Genomic DNA, 20,254 nt, shown 5'->3' with positions numbered 1-20,254 from the left:
AAGACGAGTATAAGGGCAGACCATGGCAAGCAAGGCAAAGACCGATGGCGGTATTGTCGAAACGATCAAGACAGTTGTCTATGCGCTGCTGATTGCGGGCGCTTTTCGCACCTTGTTCTTCCAGCCCTTCTGGATTCCGTCGGGCAGCATGAAAGACACGCTGCTGATCGGCGATTTCCTGTTCGTCAACAAGATGGCTTACGGCTATTCGCAATATTCCTGCCCCTTCGGCATCTGCCCCTTTTCGGGCCGCATCCTGTTTTCCGAGCCCGAGCGCGGCGATGTGGTGGTGTTCCGCCATCCGGTCAACGGGTCGGATTTCATCAAGCGCCTGATCGGCCTGCCGGGCGATACCGTGCAGATGAAAAACGGTGTGCTGTTCCTGAACGGCCAAGAGGTGACGCCGCAGCCTGCTGGGGTGTTTGAAGAGGTCTATGACCAGCAAGGCCCGATGCGCAACCTGCCGCGCTGTGAAAACGGCCCCATCGGCCAAGGCGAGATCTGCAAGAAAAGCCGTTACACCGAAACCCTTCCCGGTGGCCGCACCCATGATATCCTGAACATCGACACCAATGGGTCGGGCGACAATACCGATGTCTTCACCGTGCCCGAGGGGCATTACTTCTTCATGGGCGACAACCGCGATAATTCGATGGACAGCCGCTTTGCGCAGGCCGCCGGGGGCGTGGGCTTTGTGCCCGCCGACCACCTGATCGGCCGCGCCGACCGGATCATGTTCTCCTCTGCGGGGCGGTCGATGCTGTTCTTCTGGACATGGCGCTCGGATCGTTTCTTCAAGGCGGTGGATTGAACTCGGCATGCGGCTCTCGGCGGATCTGAAGGCATTTGAAACGCGCATCGGTTACAGCTTCCGGCGCAGCGAATTGCTGATCCGCGCGGTCACCCATTCCTCGATCGGTTCGGCCACACGGCCCGACAACCAGCGGCTGGAATTTCTGGGCGACCGCGTTCTGGGCCTTGTGATGGCCGAGGCAATGCTGGCTGCCGACAAATCGGCCAGCGAGGGCCAGTTGGCCCCGCGCTTCAACGCCCTGGTGCGCAAGGAAACCTGCGCCGAGGTTGCCCGTGACATCGGTCTGGGCGAGGTGCTGAAACTGGGCCGGTCGGAAATGCTGACCGGGGGGCGCCGCAAGGAAACCCTGCTGGGCGACGCGATGGAGGCACTGATTGCCGCCGTCTATCTGGACGGGGGCTTTGACGCGGCCAAGGCACTGGTCCTGCGGCTGTGGGGCGCCCGCGTGCATGAGGCCGAGGCGCGGATCTACAACCCCAAATCGGCGCTGCAAGAACGCTCGCAAGCGCAGGGGCTGGGCCTGCCGGTCTATACCGAAACCGCCCGCAGTGGCCCCGATCATCAACCGATGTTCACAATCGAAGTCCGGCTGGACAATGGCCTGTCGGCCCGCGCCACGGCCGCCGGCAAACGGGTGGCCGAAGCCGCCGCCGCAGAGGCGCTGTTGGCGCAGATGGAGAATGACCAATGACCGAGACCACCCGCGCGGGCTTTGTCGCCCTGATCGGCGAACCGAATGCCGGCAAATCGACGCTGCTGAACCGCATGGTGGGGGCCAAGGTCAGCATCGTGACCCATAAGGTGCAAACCACCCGCGCCCGCATTCGCGGTGTGGCGATGGAAGGCCAAAGCCAGATCGTCTTTGTCGATACACCCGGCCTGTTCCGCCCGCGCCGCCGTCTGGACCGCGCCATGGTCAAGGCCGCCTGGGGTGGGGCAGCCGATGCCGATATCGTCGTTCTGCTGATCGAGGCGCATCGCGGCCTGACCGAAGGCGTGCAGGCCATCATCAACCGCATCGCCGAGGAAATGCCCAAGGGCAAGCCGGTGGCGCTGGCCATCAACAAGATCGACCGCGTCAAGGCCGAGGTGCTGCTGGCGCTGACGCAAAAGATGAACGACGCCTTTCCCTTTGCCAAAACCTTTCTGATCAGCGCCGAACGCGGCCATGGGGTGCAAGATCTGCGCGAATGGCTGGCCGCCGAAGTGCCCTCTGGCCCGTGGTTCTACCCCGAAGACCAGATCGCCGATCTGCCGATGCGGATGATCGCGGCCGAAATGACGCGCGAAAAGCTGACCCTGCGCCTGCATGAGGAAATTCCCTATCAGCTGACCGTCGAGACCGAGAAATGGGAAGACCGCCCCGATGGCTCGACCCGGATCGACCAGATCGTCTATGTCGCGCGGGATGGGCACAAGGGCATCGTGCTGGGCCACAAGGGCGAGACGATCAAGCAGGTGGGCCAGCAGGCCCGCGCCGAGATTGCCACTTTTCTTGACCGCCCCGTGCATCTGTTCCTGACCGTCAAGGTGCGTGAAAACTGGCTGGATGAGGCCGAGCGCTATTCGGAAATGGGGCTTGATTTCAAGGATGGCGATGCCTGATCGGGGGGGCGCATGTCCCCGCGCCTGACCACCCGGTTCTGGATCGATGCCTATCTGGCCCGGCTGCGGCTGGCCGATATTGCGGCCTTTGTCGTGGCCCATGGCGATGATACGGCGGGCGCGGTGCTGGTGAAACTGGCCACGCTGGACGGGCAGGCCCAGCTTTTTCAGCGCAGCTTTGATCTGACCAGCGGCGCGCGGGTCTGGGTCACGCTGACCAAAGGGGGCGAGCGCGATGTAGATGCCGCCATACAGCGCCAGCGCGGTTTTGACCCAGATCTTTGGGTGATCGAGGTGGAAGATCGCCAGGGCCGCAGCCTGCTGGATCAAGACGGGCTGTCAGCCTGACCGCCGCAGCCCGCGCGACAGGGCCAGAAACAGCAGCCCAAACACCCCGAACACCGCCACCAGTCCCAGAATGTTCAGCGCAATCTGGCCCGCGCCAAACCGTGCGACATCCAGAAAGAAATAGGGATAGCGCCCCTCAACCGCGCCGCGCATCAGCGCGTAAAGGCAATAGCCAAACGGCCAGATCAGCCACAGCGGCACCTGGGCCAGCCGCAACTGGCGCGGCCCGAAGGCCACCCACCACAGCACCATGCCCACCGGCACCGCCGCATGCATCAGGAAATCGGTCAGCCAGTTCCACCCCTGAAACGGCACCTCGGGGGCCAGCAAGGTTTGGTAGATCAGCCCCACCATGGCAATGTTCAGCGCCGCCGTGGTCAGCCAGTTGCCCCCCGGCCTGCGCTCTGCCGCCTCGGCCAGCATCAGCGCCGCCACCAGACCGTTGGTCAGAATGGTGAAATAGCGCAGCAAATCCCAAGCCCGCGGCCCCCAGGCCATCAGCTCTGGTTTGCTGCCATTCAGGGCAAACTGGCCCAGCACCCCGGCAAGGGCGGCAAGGGCCAGCAAAAGGGCAAGGCTGCGACGCATCATCATGGGGCAATCAGGCATGAACACCACTGTCAGCGCAAGTGCGCCCTTGCGTCACCGGCCCCGGAATTGCATCGTCCGCCGATGGATTGGACAGATGACGCCGTGGTGCTTTCTTCTCGCCCGCATGGCGAGGCTTCGGCGATTGTCGAGGTCTATGCCGCCGTGCATGGCCGCCATCTTGGCGTGGTGCGCGGCGGGGCCTCGCGCAAGCTGGCGGCGCATCTGCAACCTGGCACCCAGCTTGCAGTCACCTGGCGGGCGCGGCTGTCAGACCAACTGGGCAGCTTTACCATCGAGCCGGTGAAATCCCGCGCCGCTGTTCTAGAGGATCCGCTGGCGCTGGCGGGGCTGGCCTCGGCCTGCGCGCTGCTGCATCTGGCCCTGCCCGAACGTGACCCCCATGCCGGCCTTTACGCCAAGACCATCCGCCTGCTGGATGATCAGGCCAGCGGCGGCGATTGGCTGGCGCCCTATCTGCGCTGGGAACTGACCTTGCTTGAAGAGATCGGCTTTGGCCTTGATCTTGGGTCTTGCGCGGTGACGGGGGCGCGCGACGATCTGGCCTTTGTCAGCCCGCGCACGGGCCGCGCGGTCAGCCGCGCCGGGGCGGGCGATTGGGCACCCAAGCTGCTGCCACTGCCGTCAGCTTTGATGGGCCAAGGCCCCGTCACCCGCCCCGAGGCCGCGCAGGCCCTGGATCTGACGGGCCATTTCCTGACCCGTGCGCTGGCCGACCGCCTGCCGGGCGGCCAATTGCCCGAAGCGCGCGCCCGCCTGCTGGCCCGTCTGTTGCGCGGTTGAATGCCCCTTTGCGACGCGCTTTTGTCGCAGTCAGCCCAGACCCGCAGCGGGGGGCGGGTGCAGAAAGACCTATGGCGACGCGTTACATCCCGATCTTCCTTAAGCATTCCCCCACCCCCAAGGTGCAGAACTTCGCGCTGCTTTCGGGGATGGAGGCCACGGTGCGCGGCACCCTGATCTCGGCCATGCCGCTGGCGGTCTATGACGCGCTTGGCAGCGCCGAGGCCACTTCGGCCGCCTATTTCGCCGCGGGCCTTGTGTCGCTGATCTGGGGGCTGTTCGTGCCTTGGGGCACGCGGTTCATTCCGCGCCGCTGGATGTATTCGCTGGGCTGCGGGCTGTATCTGCTGGGCATGGCGCTGGCGATGCTGGGCCAAAGCTGGTCGCTGGCGCTGGCCCTGATGACGCTGGCCATGGCCACGGCCACCACCTTTGTCTGCCTCAATGCCTATATCCTCGATTACATCGACCGCCAGAGCCTTGGCCGCAGCCAGTCGCTGCAAATGGTCTTTGCCGCCGGGCCTTGGGCCATTGGCCCGCTGCTGGGGGTCTGGCTGCGCTCGATCTGGGCGCCCTTGCCCTTTATCGTCGCGGGCAGCTTTGCCGTCGCGCTGTTGACCGTGTTCTGGATCCTGCGGCTGGGCAATGGCAAGCAGATTGCCCGCGCCAAAGGCCCGGCTGCCAACCCGCTGGCCTATCTGGGCCGGTTCTTCGCGCAACCCCGGCTGATCGCGGGCTGGCTGTTTGCCGTGGTGCGGTCTTGTGGCTGGTGGGTCTATGTCGTTTACCTGCCCATCTTCTGCGTCGAGGCGGGACTGGGCGACAAGGTGGGCGGCATGGCGCTGTCGCTGTCGAACACCATGCTCTTTGCCTCGCCCTTCATCCTGAAACTGGTGCGCGGCGCCTCGGTGCGGGCGGGCGTGCGGCTGGCCTTTGCACTTTGTGCGGTGGCGTTCTTCTCGGCGGCCCTGCTCTCGCCGCTGCCGTGGCTGGCCGTGCTGGCCTGCATGGCGGCGTCGGTCTTTCTGGTCACCCTTGATGTCGTCGGCGGGCTGCCCTTCCTGATGGCCGTCAAACCCAGCGAGCGGACCGAGATGTCGGCCGTCTATTCCAGTTTCCGCGATGTCTCGGGCATTCTGACCCCCGGTGCCGCATGGCTGGTGCTGCTGATCGCGCCCTTGCCTGGCATCTTTGTCGCCGCTGGGGCCGCACTGGCGGGATGCTGGGTCATCGCGGGGCGTCTGCATCCCCGGCTTGGCATCATGCGCCCGTCGCGGGGCCGGGCCGACAGCCCAATAAATTGACAGCCGCGCGGCGATCTGGTCCAAGGCAGCAGCCCTTGCCAGACCGGAGTCCGCCATGACCACCCGCCGCATCGTCCTTTCCAGCGATCACGCCGCCATTCCCCTGCGCCAGTCCATTGCCGCCCATCTGGCCGCCAAGGGCTGGCAGGTGCAGGATATCGGCCCCACCACAACCGAAAGCACCCATTACCCCAAACACGGGCAGGCCGCGGCCCAGATCGTGGCGGCCGGTCAGGCCGACCTGGGCATCATCGTCTGCGGCACCGGCCAGGGCATCATGATGGCCGCCAACAAGGTCAAGGGCATCCGCTGCGGTGTCTGCTCTGACACCTTCTCGGCCCGGATGATCCGCCAGCACAACAATGCAAATATGCTGGCGCTGGGGGCCCGCGTCGTGGCCGAAGGCCTTGCGCTTGATATCGTCGATGCCTTCACCAGCGCCGAATTCGAAGGCGGGCGGCACGCCGACCGTGTGGCCATGATCACCGCCATCGAAGGCTGACCGGGGCAGGGCGCCCGCGCCCTGTCAGCCTGTGGGGCCAGACCCGCCACTGCGCCAGGCGCTGGGGGTCTGCCCCACCACGCGCAGGAATTCGCGGTTGAAATTCGATTTCGACGCAAAGCCCACCGCCAGCGCGATCTGCAAGATGCTCTGATCGGTTTCACGCAGCAGGCCACAGGCTTCGCGCACGCGGTATTCGTTCACGAACTGCGACAGGTTCAGCCCGCGCAACCGGTTGACCGCCTCGGAAACCCGGCGATCCGGCAGACCCAGCCGCCGCGACAGGCGGCGCAGGCTCAGGTCTTCCGCGCGGTGCAATCCCTCTTGCTGAAACAGCGCCTCCAGCCGTTCCAGAACCCGCGCATGATCGGCCAGATCCGCCGGATCGACGGCCTTTTCCGGTTCGGCCCCATCATCGCGGGCAGAACGGCCAAAGCCCGCCGCCACCCCCACCACGACCACAAAGGCGGTCTGCACGAATGATACGACATGGCCACTGCTCTGGCCCGCATTGCGCAGGAAATCGTAAAAGATAAAGGCATCGGTTAAGGCCGAGGCGATCAGCGTGCCCCCGATCAACCCCATCGCCAAGCGGGTCTGACGGCCATCGCCAATCGGGCTTAGCGCCGGGGCCTCGCGGTCGTGCAGCACCGGCAGCAAGATCAGCAGCCCAAACCCCAGATAGGCCAGCGGAATCATCAGATCGGCCGCATCGGGCAGGGCCAGCAGCGCCCCCCAGATCAACGCCACGGGCAGCGCCGCCCATATCTGCCCCCAGCCAGCCCGTCCTGCCCGGCCCACCTTGCCCGACAGCGCGCGATAGGCCAGCCAGGCGCAGGCCGGGATCAACGCCGCAATCAGCCCGACAGGCAGGCGCAGCGCATCGACCCCATAGCCCCAGCGCAGCGCGACAAGAAAGGATTGCACCAGATACAGCGCCACCAAGGCCACGAACAACCGGTTCGCGGCAAGCTGCATGTCGCGCGTCATCAAAAGATGGGCAAGGATCAGGCCAAGGGCGGCAGTGGCAAACAGGCTGACAGGAACCAAAAGCATCGCAGAACACCAAGTCGGGGCTGGCCTTGGTGTATCCCAGATCGTGATCCGGCACGACCTTGAACGCGATCAAGGACGCCGCATGGCTGCCGATTTGCCACGTTTGGCCCCATACCGCCCCCCCATTCCGCCCCCCATGCCGCCAAAGAAAGGGCCAGTCATGCATATCTTCTTCAAGGCCATCAGTGCCGCCACCCTTACGCTTGGTCTGATCTGGGCCACCAGCGCCATCACCCGCCCGCCCTATGACGGTCGGGCTGGCATTGCCTATGCCAAGGCCACCGCCCCCCTGCGCGGGCAAAGCCTTGATGTCCACCTTTGGTATCCGACTGAACCGGGGGGGCGGGCCGTCACGGTGGGCGGCAATGGCGTCTTTCACGGCACCCCGGCAGGGCGGGGTGCGCCGCCTGCCCCCGGTCGCCATCCGCTGATCGTCATGTCGCACGGGGCAGGGGGCAATGCTGGCCAGTTTGGCTGGATCGCCTCGAAACTGGCAGCGGCGGGCTATGTCGTGGCCTTGCCCAACCATCCCGGCAGCACTTCGGGCAATGCCTCTGCGATCGAGGCCGCGCGCATCTGGCAGCGCCCGCAAGATGTGACGGCGGTGTTGGATGAAATCACGTCGCACCCGCAGGATTACCCCTTTGTCGCTCCGGCGCGGATCGGGGTTCTGGGCTTTTCGGCGGGGGGCTATACGGCCTTGGCGCTGTCGGGCGCGCGGGTTGATCCGGCCCGGCTGGCCGCCTTTTGCGATGCGGGCGGGCGTGGCATGTCGGATTGCGATTTCTTCGCGCGGTTCGGGGTTGATCTGCATGCCATTGATCTGACGCCTGCGGCGCAGGATTTGCGCGATGATCGCATCGGCTTTGCCGTGGTCGTCGATCCGGGAATTGTCGAAACCCTGACCTCTGACAGCTTGGGCCGCATTGATCTGCCGATGCTGGTGATCAATCTGGGGGCCGAGGCGCATGTTCCGGCCCCTGTCCATGCGCGCGCGCTGTCCGAGACGGTGCCCGGCGCGCAGTATCGCCTTGTGGCCGATGCCACCCATTTCAGCTTTCTGGCCGAATGCACGCCAAAGGGGCCTGCCATCCTGGTGGCCGAGGGCGAAGCCGACCCGCTGTGCACCGATGCGGGCGGGCGGTCACGGGGGGATATTCATGCCGAACTGGCAGACACGATTCTGCAGTTTCTGGGGACGGCTGCGGCGGCAGGGTCCGGCGCAGGGGCAGGGGCAGTGGTTAACGGATCGTAAATCCCGTCAGCCAAGCTGTTGATTTTGCGTCATGGCAAGGGTGTCTCTGGCAGAGACACCCCTTTTGTGACCTTAGTCCAGCAACCGCCGCGCGATCACCTGCGCCTGAATTTCAGCCGCCCCTTCAAAGATATTCAGAATGCGGGCATCACACAGAACCCGGCTGATCTGATATTCCAGCGCGAACCCGTTGCCGCCATGAATTTGCAAGGCATTGTCCGCGCAAGCCCAAGCCACCCGCGCGCCCAACAGCTTGGCCATCCCGGCCTCCAGATCGCAGCGCTTGTCATGATCTTTCTGCCAGGCACTGAAATAGGTCAGCTGCCGCGCCACCATGATTTCAACCGCCATCATCGCCAGCTTGCCCGCCACTCGGGGAAACTCGATCAGTGACTTGCCGAACTGTTTGCGATCCGTCGCATAATCCATCCCCAACTCCAGCGCCGACTGGGCCACCCCGATGGCGCGGGCTGCGGTCTGGATGCGGGCGGATTCAAAGGTCTGCATCAACTGCTTGAAGCCCTGCCCTTCAACCCCGCCCAGCAGGTTCTCGGCCTTGACCTTGAAGTCGTCGAAATTGACCGTGTATTCCTTCATGCCGCGATACCCCAGCACTTCGATCTCGCCACCCGACAGGCCGGGATCGACAAAGGGGGTCTCATCGGTGCCGGGGGTCTTCTCGGCCAGAAACATCGACAGGCCCCGGTAATCGGTGGTGTCGGGCAGGCTGCGGGCCAGCACCGTCATCACATGGGTGCGGGCCGCGTGGGTGATCCAGGTCTTGTTGCCCGAGATGATCCACTCATCCCCCTCTTTGCGCGCCCGCGTCCGCAGGCTGCCCAGATCAGACCCGGTGTTCGGCTCGGTGAACACGGCGGTTGGCAGGATCTCGCCACTTGCCAGCTTGGGCAGCCACTGCGCCTTTTGTTCAGGCGTGCCACCGCAGAGGATCAGCTCGGCTGCGATTTCCGTGCGCGTGCCCAACGAACCCACGCCGATATAGCCGCGCGACAACTCTTCGCTGACCACCACCATGCTGGCCTTTGACAGGCCAAAGCCGCCGAATTCTTCGGGAATGGTCAGGCCGAACACGCCCATTTCGGCAAGCTGATCGATGATCTCCATCGGGATCAGCTCATCCTTCAGGTGCCATTCATGCGCGTAGGGTTTGACCTGTTCATCGGCAAAGCGGCGGAACTGGTCGCGGATCATCTCCAGTTCGTCTTCCAACCCCGATGCGCCAAAGGTGGCATTGGCGCGGCTGTCGCGCATCAGGGCCACAAGGCGGGCGCGGGCGGCGGCGGTGTTCCCATGGGCCATCAGGGTTTGCGCCGCCGCACCGCAGGTGCCAGAGGCAAGGCCAAGGTCCTGCAAGCGCGCGACCTCGCCCTGGCTCATGGAGATGCCCCCATGAATCTGGTTCAGATATTCGCCAAAAGCGATTTGCAGGATCAGCGCCTCGGTCTCGGCAAACTTGCCTTCGTTGGTCAGGCGATCTGCCCAAGCCTGCATCTGGCGCAGGGCCTCGGTATAGGTGGCCAGCCACGAAAGGGCATGGGCGGCATGCTGGTGTTCATCCATGGCGGCCGCCGAAACCTTGCCACCGACGGTGACCGCGGCGCGCAGGTTTTCGCGGGCCTGATCAAAGATGGCCTCAACCTCGGGCACGATTTGCGCGGTCAGCGCGGTCAGATCCGCCAGCAGCGGGGTGGCAAGCGATTGTCCATCATGGGCCATGGCGCGATTCCTGTCCTTGGATTCTGCGAGTGCATTGTAGCTAACCGTTTTGCAGTCGCAGCGCAACTTAATTTCAATCTGCGTCACGACAAGGACTTAAAATGTCGCAGCGAAAAATCATTGGTTTTCCGGGCTGCTGCGGCTTTCCCTGCGTGCCAAGTTACGCGAAAAGGCACCATGATAGATGCCGTAACCACCTTTTTCGAACTTGAAACCGGGCCGCTGCTGTTGGCCTGTGCGGTCACGCTTTTTGCGGGCTTTGTCAAAGGCGCGGTGGGTTTTGCCATGCCTTTGATCATGATTTCGGCTTTTTCCAGCTTTTTGCCCCCGGATGTCGCCCTTGCCGGGCTGATCTTGCCCACCTTGATCACCAATGTCAGCCAAGCGTTCCGCCAAGGCCCGGCGCTGGCCCTGGACTCGGCGCTGGAGTATCGGCGGTTCATCATCGGAACCATCATCTTTATCGCCATTTCGGCGCAACTGTTCCATTCCATCCCGCGCATGGCCTATCTGCTGATCCTTGGGGTACCGGTGACCGCCTTTGCTGCGCTGCAACTGGCGGGTCTGCCGCTGGCCCTAAAGCTGGAACATCGCAGCCGCGCCGAATGGGCCTTGGGGGTGATGGGGGGCATTTACGGCGGTGTGTCGGGCATCTGGGGGCCGCCCTTTTTGATCTATCTTTTGTCTGTCGGGGTGGAAAAGCAAAAGATGATCCGGGCGCAGGGGGTTGTCTTTCTGATTGGTGCCATCGTCTTGCTGGCCGCGCATTTGGGCACGGGGTTGATGGCAGGGGGGCGTCTGGCCTTTTCGGCACTGCTGATCGTGCCTGCGCAATTGGGCATGATGGCGGGGTATCGGTTGCAAGACCGCCTGCCGCAACAGCAGTTTCGTAAACTGACCCAAGCCTTGCTGGTTCTGTCGGGGCTGAACTTGGTGCGGCAAGCCTTTTTCGGCTAGGGCGGGCGCGATGAAAAAAGGCCCCGGTGCAGTTGCGCCGGGGCCTTTCATCAAAGGGGGCAAGCCTTAGCCGAGGGCGGCAGCCTTGATGTCGTCGTCAATGAACGGGACGTATTGGCCAAAGTTTTCGGCAAACATCGACACCAGCTTGGCGGCCTGCGCATCATAGGCGGCCTTGTCGGCCCAGGTGTCGCGCGGGTTAAGCAACTGGCTGTCAACGCCATGCGCCGCAACCGGAACGTCAAAGCCAAAGTTCGGATCCTTGCGGAATTCGGCCGAGTTCAGCGACCCGTCCAGTGCCGCTGTCAGCAGGGCGCGGGTGGCCTTGATCGGCATCCGCTTGCCCGTGCCATAGGCCCCGCCGGTCCAGCCGGTGTTGACCAACCAGCAGGTGGCCCCGGTTTTCAGGATCTTTTCCTGCAACAGCTTGCCGTAAACCTCGGGGCGGCGCGGCATGAAGGGCGCGCCAAAGCAGGTGCTGAAGGTCGGGGTGGGTTCGGTGATCCCACGCTCGGTTCCGGCGACTTTCGAGGTGAAGCCCGACAGGAAGTGATACATGGCCTGCGCCGGCGACAGGCGCGCGATCGGCGGCAGCACACCAAAGGCATCACAGGTCAGCATGACGACATGCTTTGGATGCCCCCCCAAAGCGGTGGCCGAGGCGTTGGAAATTGCCTCCAGCGGATAGGCGCAGCGGGTGTTGTCGGTCAGGCTGTTGTCGGTGAAGTCAAGCTCAAGCGTTTCCGGGTCAAAGACCATATTCTCGACGACTGTGCCAAAACGGCTGGTCGTGGCGTAGATTTCCGGCTCGGCCTCGGGGTTCAGGTTGATGGTCTTGGCATAGCAGCCGCCTTCAAAGTTGAAGATGCCGCGATCAGACCAGCCATGTTCATCATCACCGATCAGGGTGCGGTCGGGGCTGGCTGACAGGGTGGTTTTGCCCGTGCCCGACAGGCCAAAGAACACGGCCGCATCGACCGGATTGCCGATGGCGTGGTTGGCGCTGCAATGCATGGCCATCACACCCTTGCCGGGCAGAAGGTAGTTCAGAATGGTGAAGACCGATTTCTTGTTTTCGCCGGCATAGGCAGTGTTGCCGATCAGGACGGTCTTTTCGTCAAAGTTCAGCGCAATCACCGTATCGGTGCGGCAGCCGTGCTTGGCCGGATCGGCCTTGAACGACGGGCAGTTGATGATCGTCCATTCGGGAACAAAGCCATCCAGTTCGTCGCGCGACGGGCGGCGCAACAGGTGCCGGATGAACAGGCCGTGCCATGCCAGTTCCGTCACCACGCGCACATCGACGCGATGCACCGGATCGGCGCCGGCATAGAGATCCTGCACATGGTAATCACGGCCCTTCATATGGGCCAGCATATCGGCCTTGAGCCGGGCGAACGCCTCGGGCGCCATGGGGGCGTTGTTTTCCCACCAGATCGTATCTTCGACCGCCTTGGTGCGGACCACGAATTTGTCTTTGGGCGAGCGGCCGGTGAATTGGCCGGTGGTGCACAGGAAGGCACCGCCCTTGCCCAGTCGGCCTTCCCCGCGCGCGACGGCGGCTTCGACCAGTGCAGGCTCGATATAGTTGTAATAGACGTTGCCCAGTCCGGTAATGCCTTGAGTTTCGAGGGTGCGGTTTGGGTTCACGCGTCCGTTGTTCATCCTGCAAGCTCCCGATGCCACGCCTTGATGCGCGGGTGTTGTCGGTCAGAATTCGGCATACCCCTCAAAGAGATGCCGGAGCCAGCCCCTGGCCAAAGGGGATGCCTCATGCGCCCTATAACACAGGGATGACAAAGCAGAACAGGACGGTTTGGCACAGTTAGCGCAACCAAGTGCAGGTTAGCGCAACCAAAGTTCGTCAGGGCACGAATGTGAGGCATATTAGCCATTCATTCGTATTTTTCTTGCGACAATCCAAGCCGAGAGGCGGTGATTCGCACTTATTGGTTGATTCTTCGGATGGGAAACCAGAGAATTGTGGAAAAATCGTGAGTACGAGCAGTCATAAGGAAACTCACCATGGCAAGGATCGCCCTTGTAGACGACGACAGGAATATTCTGACGTCTGTTTCGATGACTCTTGAGGCCGAAGGCTTTGAAGTCGAGACCTATAACGACGGGCAATCGGCCTATGACGCGTTTACGCGCCGTATGCCCGATATGGCCGTGCTTGATATCAAGATGCCCCGCATGGATGGGATGGATCTGTTGCAGCGGATCCGTCAGAAAACCTCGATGCCAGTCATTTTCCTGACCTCGAAAGATGATGAGATTGATGAGGTTCTGGGCCTGCGCATGGGGGCCGATGATTATGTGAAAAAGCCGTTCAGCCAAAGGCTGCTGGTGGAACGGATCCGGGCACTGCTGCGCCGCCAGGATGCGATTTCCACCGGCGAAGTGGCGGTCACCGAAGAAACCAAGATCATGGAGCGCGGCCACCTGCGGATGGACCCGCTGCGCCATTCGGTGACCTGGAAGGGGCAGGATGTGTCCCTGACCGTTACCGAGTTCATGCTGTTGCAGGCCCTTGCGCAACGCCCCGGGTTTGTCAAAAGCCGCGATCAGTTGATGGATGTGGCCTATGATGATCAGGTCTATGTCGATGATCGCACGATCGACAGCCATATCAAACGGTTGCGCAAGAAGATGCGCTCGGCTGATGAAGAATTCTCGGCCATCGAGACGCTGTATGGCATCGGCTATCGTTACAACGAAACATGACAACCATGCCCCAGATTGGCTCGCATGATCGCCGCGCATCTGCCGGTGGCAGGGTGCTGCTTGGCGAAGATTGGGTGACGCCGGATGATGCGGCGGACAAGGCGCTGAACGACAGCCGCCGACGCCGTGGTATTGTAGCGCTGAAGCAATCGCCTTTGGCGCGCAAAATTATTGTCTTCAATCTTATGGCGCTGGTGGTTCTGGTGGCTGGGGTGCTTTTCCTGAACCCCTTCCGCGACAGCCTTGTCACGCAGCGCGAGCAGGGCTTTGTGACCGAAGCCCGTTTGCTGGCGGGCATTGTCGAGGCGCGGTTGCCCGATGATGGCCCGGCTGATCTGCGCGCTGTTGATCTGTTGCCGAACGTAGAGATCAGCCCCGGGGCACAGGCGATCATCTTTGATGCCCAGGGCCGCGTTCTGGATACGGTCTTGGGCGGGGTAACGCCCGCGCCCGAGGCGGGTGGATCGACCTTGATCACGGATATTCTGAACAGCATCTGGTCGGCGACGGCGCGGCTGTTGTCTGGCCAGCAAAGCGGAAATTCCGCTGTCGAACCCGAAGCACTGGCCCGCAGCCTGATGCAGCGGGCCTTGGCGGGGGAAACGGTCGTGAACCTTGAGAACGGCCCTTCGGGTGGGGCGATCTTTTCGGTTGCGACGCCCGTTGTTCAGGCGGGGCAAACGGTTGCGGTGATCGCGCTGATCAGCGCCGAGGGTGAAATTGATGAGCTGGTCGGGAATGAACGTGAGCAGATCTTGCAGATGTTCATTCTGGCGCTGCTCGTCTCGATCGGCCTAAGCCTTGTTCTGGCCTCGACCATCGCGAACCCCTTGTCTGATCTGGCGGCCGCAGCCGAGGCGGGGCAAGACCCCGACACGCGCAAGATGCAGCCGTCGCGCGTGCGTATCCCTGATCTGACGGCCCGCCCGGATGAAATCGGGCGGCTGTCGGTTGCGCTGCGCGGTATGGTGGCGGCACTGTATGACCGCATTGACGCCAACGAACAATTCGCCGCCGATGTTGCCCATGAAATCAAGAATCCGCTGGCCAGCCTGCGCTCGGCTGTGGCGTCGATGCATGTGGCCAAACGCGATGATCAGCGCAACCGCCTGCTGGAAGTGATCGAGCATGACGTGCGCCGGCTTGATCGGCTGGTCAGCGACATCTCGAATGCCTCGCGGCTGGACAGTGAACTGGTCAAGGAGCAGGAAGAAGAGTTCAACCTGACCAAGACCCTGAGCAACCTGTGCGAATACCTTGGGCAACAGGCCGGTGAAAAAGGGGTGGAACTGATCACCGACTTCCCGACTGAGCCGATCCGCGTCAACGGGCTTGAGGCGCGTTTGGCTCAGGTATTTGTGAACCTGATCACCAATGCGGTGTCATTCTGCGAAGATGGCGATGCCGTGCGGGTCTGGACGCGCAAGCGCGACAACCGGGTGCTGGTGGTGGTCGAGGATACGGGGCCGGGCATTCCCGAACAGGCGTTGACCAAGATCTTCAAGCGGTTTTATTCGGAACGCCCGAAGAATGACTTTGGCAACAACTCAGGTCTTGGGCTGTCGATCTCCAAGCAGATTGTAGAGGCGCATGGCGGTGTGATCTGGGCCGAGAATATCCGCCCCACCCATGCCGATGCCTCGTCTGAGCCTTTGGGCGCGCGGTTTGTCGTTGGCCTGCCGGTCTGACGTGACCTGATGGGCACTGCTCTGCACGCCACTACTGTCGCGATTGCGGGGCAGGGGGTGCTGATCCGGGGGGCTTCGGGGGCAGGGAAATCCTCGTTGGCGCTGCGGCTGATCGGGCTGGGGGCGGTGCTGGTGGCGGATGATCAAACCTGGCTTGAACGACAGGGCGACAGTCTGGTCGCCAGTTGCCCGCCAACCTTGCGGGGCTTGATCGAGGCCCGCGGCCTTGGCCTTTTGAATGCCCCGTTTTGCGACACAGCGCGCTTGGGCCTTGTCGTGGATCTGGATCTGCACGAACCAGACCGCCTGCCCCCCTGGCGAACCACGATGGTCGAAGGCGTCACTCTGCCCCTTGTGCTGGCGCAGCGAACAGACCATTTTGCTTGGGGTTTGATGCATCTGGCAAGGCATGGGCGGCGTGAGTGATGGGGCAATGACATCCGAAGACGACACCGGGCGCAGCGATGCCATTCGGTTGGTCTTGGTCACAGGGCCGTCGGGGGCCGGGCGATCAACGGCGATCAAGGCCTTTGAAGACATCGGCTATGAGGTGATCGACAATCTGCCCTTCAGTCTGGTGACACGTCTGATCGACGGCCCGCCCTCGGTGCGGCCGATTGCCTTGGGGATTGATGTTCGCAACCGCGATTTCAACGCCTCGGCTTTGATCGAATTGATTGATGCGCTGACCCGGAACCCCAGGGCAAGCGCCGATGTGCTGTATCTGGATTGCCAACCCTCGGTTCTGATCCGTCGATTTAACGAAACCCGCCGCCGCCACCCGCTTGCGCCGGACCAAAGCCCGGAAGAAGGGGTAGAGCGTGAGATTGATCTGTTGGGGCCGATCCGCGCGCGGGCCGACCATCTGATTGATACCTCTGATTTGACCGTGCATGGCCTGAAAGAGCAGATCACCCGCTGGTATGCCTTGGGCGACAGCCCCGGTCTGGCCCTTTCGATTGAAAGTTTCAGCTATAAACGGGGCCTGCCGCGCGGGCTGGATATGGTGTTTGACTGCCGGTTTCTGCGCAACCCGCATTGGGAGCCGACCTTGCGCCCGCGCGATGGACGTGATTCTGCGGTTGCAGCCTATATTTGCGAAGACCAGCGCTTTGCCGAATTCTACCAGCGCGTGAATGACCTTCTGCTGTTTCTCCTTCCTGCGCATAAGGAAGAGGGGAAATCGCATCTTTCCATTGGCTTTGGGTGTACCGGCGGGCAACACAGGTCGGTTCTTATGGCCGAAATGGTCGCCAATGCACTTGCAGAAAAAGGCTGGGCGGTGTCAAAACGACATCGGGAATTGGAACGGCGCGCTCAGGCCTCATCAGTGGGGGATGGGGTTGCCAGCGGGGTAAACAACGCGTGATCGGCATCGTGATCGTGGCACATGGCGGATTGGCACGCGAATATCTCGCGGCGGTCGAGCATGTGGTTGGACCGCAGATCAAAATGCGCGCCATAGCCATTGAGGATGATCACGACCGCGCGGCCAAGCAGGCCGAGATTTGTGCCGCCGCCGAGGCGGTGGACGCGGGAACAGGCGTGGTTGTGGTGACCGATATGTTCGGCGGATCGCCCTCTAACCTGTCGCTGATGGCCTGTTGCGGGCCCGAGCGTCGCATCATCTATGGCGCAAATCTGCCGATGCTGATCAAGCTGACCAAATCCCGCGACCTGCCGCTGACCGAGGCCGTGGCGGCGGCGCTTGACGCCGGGCGCAAATACATAAACAGCCTCGATCTGGGCGAAGGGACCTGAGTTTGGCCGACAAGACGCTGAAAATCATCAACGAAAAGGGCCTGCATGCGCGGGCCAGCGCCAAATTTGTCGAGGTTGTCGAAAGACATGATGCCCAAGCCCGCGTCACCAAGGATGGCATGACCGTGTCGGGCGACTCGATCATGGGGCTTTTGATGTTGGCAGCCTCTCGCGGAACCTCTATTGAGGTGCAGACGACAGGCGCCGAAGCCGATGACCTGGCCAAGGCGCTGGAACAGCTTGTGGCCGATCGTTTTGGGGAAGATTTCTGACCCTTTGGATCGGGACAGAAAGGCTCTAGGACGTGGGCGACCAATCTCGGGCAGAAACGATCAAGCAAGACAGCCAACCGATCACGCGGGTTGAAAAGCCCTATGACATGCGGCGTCTGTCTTATGCCGGCACCTTTACCAACCCGTTCAAGGCCGGAACGATCCGCACCATCGAATGGATGACGGCCAAGGTGACGTTGCTGCGGATGATCCGCGACTTTGAACGCTCGGGGGCGCCGTTCGGATCGCCCTTCTGGCCCAAAGCCCTGCGTCAGATGGGCATCGCGATTCAGACGCCCGAGGCTGAAATCGCCCATATCCCGGCCGAGGGACCGGTGGTTGTGGTGGCCAATCACCCGCATGGTCTGGTTGATGGCATGGTCTTGGCCGAAATGGTCAATCGTGTGCGATCTGATTTTCGTATTCTCACCCGATCGCTGCTGACCGGCATTCCCGAAATCGCTGAATTCATGATTCCTGTTCCTTTCCCGCATGAGGAAAATGCCCGTGAAGCCGGGTTGGAAATGCGCCAGCAGGCGATGGATCATCTGAAGCGGGGCGGGGTGATCATCCTGTTTCCGGCCGGGAAAGTCGCCAGTTCCGAGGGCTTTTTCGGCCCCGCGGTCGAGGCGGAATGGAACCCCTTTACCCACAAGATGATCATGCGGTCGGGGGCGACGGTGGTGCCCGTGCGCTTTACCGGCCAGAACACCCGCGCCTATCAGATTGCCAACAAGGTGTCGGCCACCCTGCGGCAGGGTCTTTTGCTGTATGAGATCAAGAAGGCGCTGTTCAAACCGCAACGCCCGATCATCGGTGCGCCCCTGGCGCCCGAAGATATGAAGCAGTGGCAGGGCAACCCGCGCGGCTTTCTGGCCTGGCTGCGCGAGCACACACTGAGCCTGACGCCCTAGCCGGTCAGCGTGTCGGCACCGGGGTTTCGCCGCGATAGTCGTAGAAGCCGCGTTGGGTCTTGCGTCCCAGCCATCCGGCCTCGACATATTTCGTCAGCAAGGGGCAGGGGCGATATTTGGTGTCGGCCAGCCCATCATGCAGCACGTTCATGATGGCAAGACAGGTATCCAGACCGATGAAATCGGCCAGTTCCAGCGGCCCCATCGGGTGATTTGCGCCCAGTTTCAACGACTCGTCGATGGATTTGACCGAACCCACACCTTCATACAGCGTGTAAACCGCCTCGTTGATCATCGGCATCAGAATGCGGTTGACGATGAAGGCTGGAAAATCCTCGGCACTGGCGGCGGTTTTGCCCAGTTTGCGCACAACCGCATGCAGTGTGTCCCAGGTTTCCTGATCCGTGGCAATGCCGCGGATCAGTTCAACCAGTTGCATCACCGGCACCGGATTCATGAAGTGAAAGCCCATGAACTTTTCCGGCCGATCCGTGCGGCTGGCCAAGCGGGTGATCGAGATGGACGAGGTGTTCGAGGTCAGGATCGTTTCAGGTTTAAGATGGGGCAGCAGATCTTCGAAGATGGCCTGCTTGACGGTTTCACGCTCGGTCGCCGCCTCGATGATCAGATCGCTGGGGCCAACCTCGGCCAGTATCGTGGTGGTGGTGATCCGGGCCATGGCGGCGGCTTTGTCTTCGGCCGAGATCTTGCCACGGCTGACTTGGCGTTCCAGATTCTTGTCGATGGTGGCCACGGCCTTGTGCAGCGCCTCTGCGCTGATATCGGTCAGCTTTACGTCATATCCCGCAAGGGCAAAGACATGGGCGATGCCGTTGCCCATTTGCCCCGCCCCGACCACACCTATGCTGCGGATATCCATGACTGTCTCTCCAAACCTGTGTGCCGCAACCTTATGCGGCAGGGTGGGGCGGGGCAAGGGCGCTTAAAGCCTTGGGGATTTTACGAAAAGGCCAAGCTTAGACCTTTGGTAACGGGAATCAGGCAGCCTTTCCTGTGGGTGTATAAAACGTGGTGGGTGTGATGGCCTTTCAAAATCCGGGCGACGGGTCGCTCGACTATTACCCGTGTCGATATGGCACGTCTCGACTGTTGTTCAGGGGGCCGCGCCGCGATGTCACGCGCCCCTATTTGGCCGTATTGGGGGGCAGCGAAACCTATGGGAAATTCGTGGCCAATCCTTATCCAGCCCTGATCGAGGCAATCGCCGGGGTCAGGGTGGTGAACCTTGGCCTGGTGAATGCGGGCGTCGATGCATTCCTGAAAGACAATGCCGTTCAGGATCTGCTGGTCAATGCCCAGATGACGGTGATGCAGATCACAGGGGCGCAGAATCTGACGAATCGCTACTATTCGGTGCATCCGCGCAGGAATGATCGGTTCGTCACCGCGTCGCCGCTGTTGCGGTCGATGTTTCGTGAGGTTGATTTCACCGATTTCCACTTTACCCGTCATTTGGTGCGCCATCTGCAAACGCGCTCGGCGGATCGGTTTGAAGTGGTGGCCGAAGAGTTGCGGGCCACTTGGGTTCGGCAAATGCGGGCGCTGCTGCGGGCCGTCAAGGGGCGGGCCATTCTGCTGTGGGTGGCACAGCAGGCCCCGCCAGCCCCCAGTCGTCGCGCCGATCTGGAGAGTGAGCCGCTGATCGTGGATGCCGAGATGATCGCCGCCATTCGCCCGCTTGCTGCCGATTTCGTGCAGGTGCTGCCCTCGGCCGAGGCGCGCGCCTTGGGCACGCAAGGCATGGTATTGGGGCCGATGGATGCGCCCGTCGCCGCCGCATTGCCCAACCCGGCGGTTCACCAGGAAATCGCCAGCCTGGTTGCGGCGTGTCTCGCCCGGCATGTATAGCTGCCTTGGCGTTAACGGAACATGACGGCAATGCAAAAGGGCGCCAAAGCGGG

22 protein-coding genes are annotated in these 20,254 nt (G+C 62.2%); 17 read left to right on the top strand and 5 right to left on the bottom strand.

The window, feature by feature from the left end:
- Positions 1 to 22: 22 nt before the first annotated feature.
- The 4 genes from lepB to V3C85_RS13950 are packed head-to-tail and all read left to right on the top strand — an operon-like array spanning position 23 to position 2,767.
- Positions 23 to 811, top strand: a complete 789-nt coding sequence (gene lepB / locus V3C85_RS13965; RefSeq protein ID WP_331795767.1) for a signal peptidase I — start codon at positions 23 to 25, stop codon at positions 809 to 811.
- Positions 812 to 818: 7 nt separating this feature from the next.
- Entirely contained in the window at positions 819 to 1,505 is a 687-nt protein-coding gene (gene rnc / locus V3C85_RS13960; protein ID WP_331795766.1) for a ribonuclease III, read from the top strand.
- Positions 1,502 to 2,419, top strand: a complete 918-nt coding sequence (gene era, locus V3C85_RS13955) for a GTPase Era (RefSeq protein ID WP_331795764.1) — start codon at positions 1,502 to 1,504, stop codon at positions 2,417 to 2,419. The genes rnc and era overlap by 4 nt, the downstream gene beginning before the upstream one ends.
- Before the next feature lie 12 nt (positions 2,420 to 2,431).
- Positions 2,432 to 2,767, top strand: coding sequence for a DUF1491 family protein (locus tag V3C85_RS13950; RefSeq protein ID WP_331795763.1), 336 nt, complete (start codon positions 2,432 to 2,434; stop codon positions 2,765 to 2,767).
- On the opposite strand, the gene V3C85_RS13945 is transcribed toward V3C85_RS13950, so the two are convergent.
- Complete coding sequence (locus tag V3C85_RS13945; RefSeq protein ID WP_331795762.1) at positions 2,759 to 3,361, bottom strand: Pr6Pr family membrane protein; 603 nt, start codon at positions 3,359 to 3,361, stop codon at positions 2,759 to 2,761. The two genes, V3C85_RS13950 and V3C85_RS13945, sit on opposite strands and share 9 nt — an antisense overlap.
- A gap of 78 nt (positions 3,362 to 3,439) precedes the next feature.
- On the opposite strand from V3C85_RS13945, the gene recO reads away from it, so the two are divergent.
- The 3 genes from recO to rpiB all read left to right on the top strand — a co-directional run bounded on the left by recO (position 3,440) and on the right by rpiB (position 5,965).
- On the top strand, positions 3,440 to 4,159 hold the full coding sequence (gene recO / locus V3C85_RS13940) for a DNA repair protein RecO (protein WP_331795761.1): 720 nt from the start codon (positions 3,440 to 3,442) through the stop codon (positions 4,157 to 4,159).
- A gap of 71 nt (positions 4,160 to 4,230) precedes the next feature.
- A complete protein-coding gene (locus V3C85_RS13935; RefSeq protein ID WP_331795760.1) occupies positions 4,231 to 5,463 on the top strand; it encodes an MFS transporter in 1,233 nt (410 codons plus the stop codon).
- 55 nt (positions 5,464 to 5,518) lie between these two features.
- Entirely contained in the window at positions 5,519 to 5,965 is a 447-nt protein-coding gene (rpiB, locus tag V3C85_RS13930; RefSeq protein ID WP_331795759.1) for a ribose 5-phosphate isomerase B, read from the top strand.
- 24 nt (positions 5,966 to 5,989) lie between these two features.
- Here rpiB and V3C85_RS13925 read toward each other — a convergent pair whose 3' ends face one another.
- Positions 5,990 to 7,021, bottom strand: coding sequence for a helix-turn-helix domain-containing protein (locus V3C85_RS13925; protein WP_331795758.1), 1,032 nt, complete (start codon positions 7,019 to 7,021; stop codon positions 5,990 to 5,992).
- Between the two features lie 160 nt (positions 7,022 to 7,181).
- Between V3C85_RS13925 and V3C85_RS13920 the strand changes: the two genes are divergently transcribed.
- On the top strand, positions 7,182 to 8,276 hold the full coding sequence (locus V3C85_RS13920; protein WP_331795757.1) for an alpha/beta hydrolase family protein: 1,095 nt from the start codon (positions 7,182 to 7,184) through the stop codon (positions 8,274 to 8,276).
- Between the two features lie 72 nt (positions 8,277 to 8,348).
- Here the strand turns inward: V3C85_RS13920 and V3C85_RS13915 are convergent, their stop codons facing one another.
- Positions 8,349 to 10,013 (bottom strand): acyl-CoA dehydrogenase family protein, encoded by a 1,665-nt coding sequence (locus V3C85_RS13915; RefSeq protein ID WP_331795755.1) that lies wholly within the window; start codon positions 10,011 to 10,013, stop codon positions 8,349 to 8,351.
- A gap of 177 nt (positions 10,014 to 10,190) precedes the next feature.
- Here V3C85_RS13915 and V3C85_RS13910 point away from each other — a divergent pair, with 177 nt between their 5' ends.
- A complete protein-coding gene (locus tag V3C85_RS13910) occupies positions 10,191 to 10,970 on the top strand; it encodes a sulfite exporter TauE/SafE family protein (protein WP_331795754.1) in 780 nt (259 codons plus the stop codon).
- A gap of 66 nt (positions 10,971 to 11,036) precedes the next feature.
- Here V3C85_RS13910 and V3C85_RS13905 read toward each other — a convergent pair whose 3' ends face one another.
- Positions 11,037 to 12,635, bottom strand: coding sequence for a phosphoenolpyruvate carboxykinase (locus V3C85_RS13905; RefSeq protein ID WP_331795753.1), 1,599 nt, complete (start codon positions 12,633 to 12,635; stop codon positions 11,037 to 11,039).
- Between the two features lie 360 nt (positions 12,636 to 12,995).
- Here V3C85_RS13905 and V3C85_RS13900 point away from each other — a divergent pair, with 360 nt between their 5' ends.
- From V3C85_RS13900 to V3C85_RS13870, 7 genes are all read left to right on the top strand, one after another.
- Positions 12,996 to 13,697 (top strand): response regulator transcription factor, encoded by a 702-nt coding sequence (locus V3C85_RS13900; protein ID WP_331795752.1) that lies wholly within the window; start codon positions 12,996 to 12,998, stop codon positions 13,695 to 13,697.
- The gene (locus V3C85_RS13895) at positions 13,694 to 15,385 is read left to right on the top strand and encodes a sensor histidine kinase (protein ID WP_331795750.1); all 1,692 of its coding nucleotides are present in this window, start codon (positions 13,694 to 13,696) and stop codon (positions 15,383 to 15,385) included. The genes V3C85_RS13900 and V3C85_RS13895 overlap by 4 nt, the downstream gene beginning before the upstream one ends.
- A 9-nt stretch (positions 15,386 to 15,394) precedes the next feature.
- Positions 15,395 to 15,811, top strand: coding sequence for an HPr kinase/phosphorylase (locus V3C85_RS13890; RefSeq protein WP_331795748.1), 417 nt, complete (start codon positions 15,395 to 15,397; stop codon positions 15,809 to 15,811).
- Positions 15,812 to 15,818: 7 nt separating this feature from the next.
- Entirely contained in the window at positions 15,819 to 16,754 is a 936-nt protein-coding gene (gene rapZ / locus V3C85_RS13885) for an RNase adapter RapZ (protein ID WP_331796037.1), read from the top strand.
- Positions 16,751 to 17,146, top strand: a complete 396-nt coding sequence (locus V3C85_RS13880; protein ID WP_331795746.1) for a PTS sugar transporter subunit IIA — start codon at positions 16,751 to 16,753, stop codon at positions 17,144 to 17,146. Before rapZ ends, V3C85_RS13880 begins: the two co-directional genes overlap by 4 nt.
- Positions 17,147 to 17,148: 2 nt before the next feature.
- Positions 17,149 to 17,418: an HPr family phosphocarrier protein gene (locus V3C85_RS13875; protein ID WP_331795744.1), complete on the top strand. Its 270-nt coding sequence runs from the start codon at positions 17,149 to 17,151 to the stop codon at positions 17,416 to 17,418.
- A 107-nt stretch (positions 17,419 to 17,525) separates the two neighbouring features.
- Positions 17,526 to 18,332: a lysophospholipid acyltransferase family protein gene (locus V3C85_RS13870; RefSeq protein ID WP_331796036.1), complete on the top strand. Its 807-nt coding sequence runs from the start codon at positions 17,526 to 17,528 to the stop codon at positions 18,330 to 18,332.
- 4 nt (positions 18,333 to 18,336) lie between these two features.
- Here V3C85_RS13870 and V3C85_RS13865 read toward each other — a convergent pair whose 3' ends face one another.
- Positions 18,337 to 19,212, bottom strand: coding sequence for a 3-hydroxybutyryl-CoA dehydrogenase (locus V3C85_RS13865; protein WP_331795742.1), 876 nt, complete (start codon positions 19,210 to 19,212; stop codon positions 18,337 to 18,339).
- Between the two features lie 161 nt (positions 19,213 to 19,373).
- On the opposite strand from V3C85_RS13865, the gene V3C85_RS13860 reads away from it, so the two are divergent.
- Positions 19,374 to 20,201, top strand: a complete 828-nt coding sequence (locus V3C85_RS13860; RefSeq protein ID WP_331795741.1) for a DUF6473 family protein — start codon at positions 19,374 to 19,376, stop codon at positions 20,199 to 20,201.
- Positions 20,202 to 20,254 lie beyond the last annotated feature (53 nt).

This window comes from Pseudotabrizicola sp. L79 (assembly GCF_036553525.1).
Taxonomy (GTDB): Bacteria; Pseudomonadota; Alphaproteobacteria; order Rhodobacterales; family Rhodobacteraceae; genus Pseudotabrizicola.
Note: the sequence above shows the minus strand (reverse complement) of the source record. Positions and strands in the feature narration are given on the sequence as shown.

What these genes read in the sequence shown, in the direction of transcription:
- lepB (WP_331795767.1), top strand. Translation starts at nt 23, where the DNA reads ATGGCAAGCAAGGCAAAGACCGATGGCGGTATTGTCGAAACGATCAAG.
- rnc (WP_331795766.1), top strand. Translation starts at nt 819, where the DNA reads ATGCGGCTCTCGGCGGATCTGAAGGCATTTGAAACGCGCATCGGTTAC.
- era (WP_331795764.1), top strand. Translation starts at nt 1,502, where the DNA reads ATGACCGAGACCACCCGCGCGGGCTTTGTCGCCCTGATCGGCGAACCG.
- V3C85_RS13950 (WP_331795763.1), top strand. Translation starts at nt 2,432, where the DNA reads ATGTCCCCGCGCCTGACCACCCGGTTCTGGATCGATGCCTATCTGGCC.
- V3C85_RS13945 (WP_331795762.1), bottom strand. Translation starts at nt 3,361, where the DNA reads ATGATGATGCGTCGCAGCCTTGCCCTTTTGCTGGCCCTTGCCGCCCTT.
- recO (WP_331795761.1), top strand. Translation starts at nt 3,440, where the DNA reads ATGGATTGGACAGATGACGCCGTGGTGCTTTCTTCTCGCCCGCATGGC.
- V3C85_RS13935 (WP_331795760.1), top strand. Translation starts at nt 4,231, where the DNA reads ATGGCGACGCGTTACATCCCGATCTTCCTTAAGCATTCCCCCACCCCC.
- rpiB (WP_331795759.1), top strand. Translation starts at nt 5,519, where the DNA reads ATGACCACCCGCCGCATCGTCCTTTCCAGCGATCACGCCGCCATTCCC.
- V3C85_RS13925 (WP_331795758.1), bottom strand. Translation starts at nt 7,021, where the DNA reads ATGCTTTTGGTTCCTGTCAGCCTGTTTGCCACTGCCGCCCTTGGCCTG.
- V3C85_RS13920 (WP_331795757.1), top strand. Translation starts at nt 7,182, where the DNA reads ATGCATATCTTCTTCAAGGCCATCAGTGCCGCCACCCTTACGCTTGGT.
- V3C85_RS13915 (WP_331795755.1), bottom strand. Translation starts at nt 10,013, where the DNA reads ATGGCCCATGATGGACAATCGCTTGCCACCCCGCTGCTGGCGGATCTG.
- V3C85_RS13910 (WP_331795754.1), top strand. Translation starts at nt 10,191, where the DNA reads ATGATAGATGCCGTAACCACCTTTTTCGAACTTGAAACCGGGCCGCTG.
- V3C85_RS13905 (WP_331795753.1), bottom strand. Translation starts at nt 12,635, where the DNA reads ATGAACAACGGACGCGTGAACCCAAACCGCACCCTCGAAACTCAAGGC.
- V3C85_RS13900 (WP_331795752.1), top strand. Translation starts at nt 12,996, where the DNA reads ATGGCAAGGATCGCCCTTGTAGACGACGACAGGAATATTCTGACGTCT.
- V3C85_RS13895 (WP_331795750.1), top strand. Translation starts at nt 13,694, where the DNA reads ATGACAACCATGCCCCAGATTGGCTCGCATGATCGCCGCGCATCTGCC.
- V3C85_RS13890 (WP_331795748.1), top strand. Translation starts at nt 15,395, where the DNA reads ATGGGCACTGCTCTGCACGCCACTACTGTCGCGATTGCGGGGCAGGGG.
- rapZ (WP_331796037.1), top strand. Translation starts at nt 15,819, where the DNA reads ATGACATCCGAAGACGACACCGGGCGCAGCGATGCCATTCGGTTGGTC.
- V3C85_RS13870 (WP_331796036.1), top strand. Translation starts at nt 17,526, where the DNA reads ATGCGGCGTCTGTCTTATGCCGGCACCTTTACCAACCCGTTCAAGGCC.
- V3C85_RS13865 (WP_331795742.1), bottom strand. Translation starts at nt 19,212, where the DNA reads ATGGATATCCGCAGCATAGGTGTGGTCGGGGCGGGGCAAATGGGCAAC.
- V3C85_RS13860 (WP_331795741.1), top strand. Translation starts at nt 19,374, where the DNA reads ATGGCCTTTCAAAATCCGGGCGACGGGTCGCTCGACTATTACCCGTGT.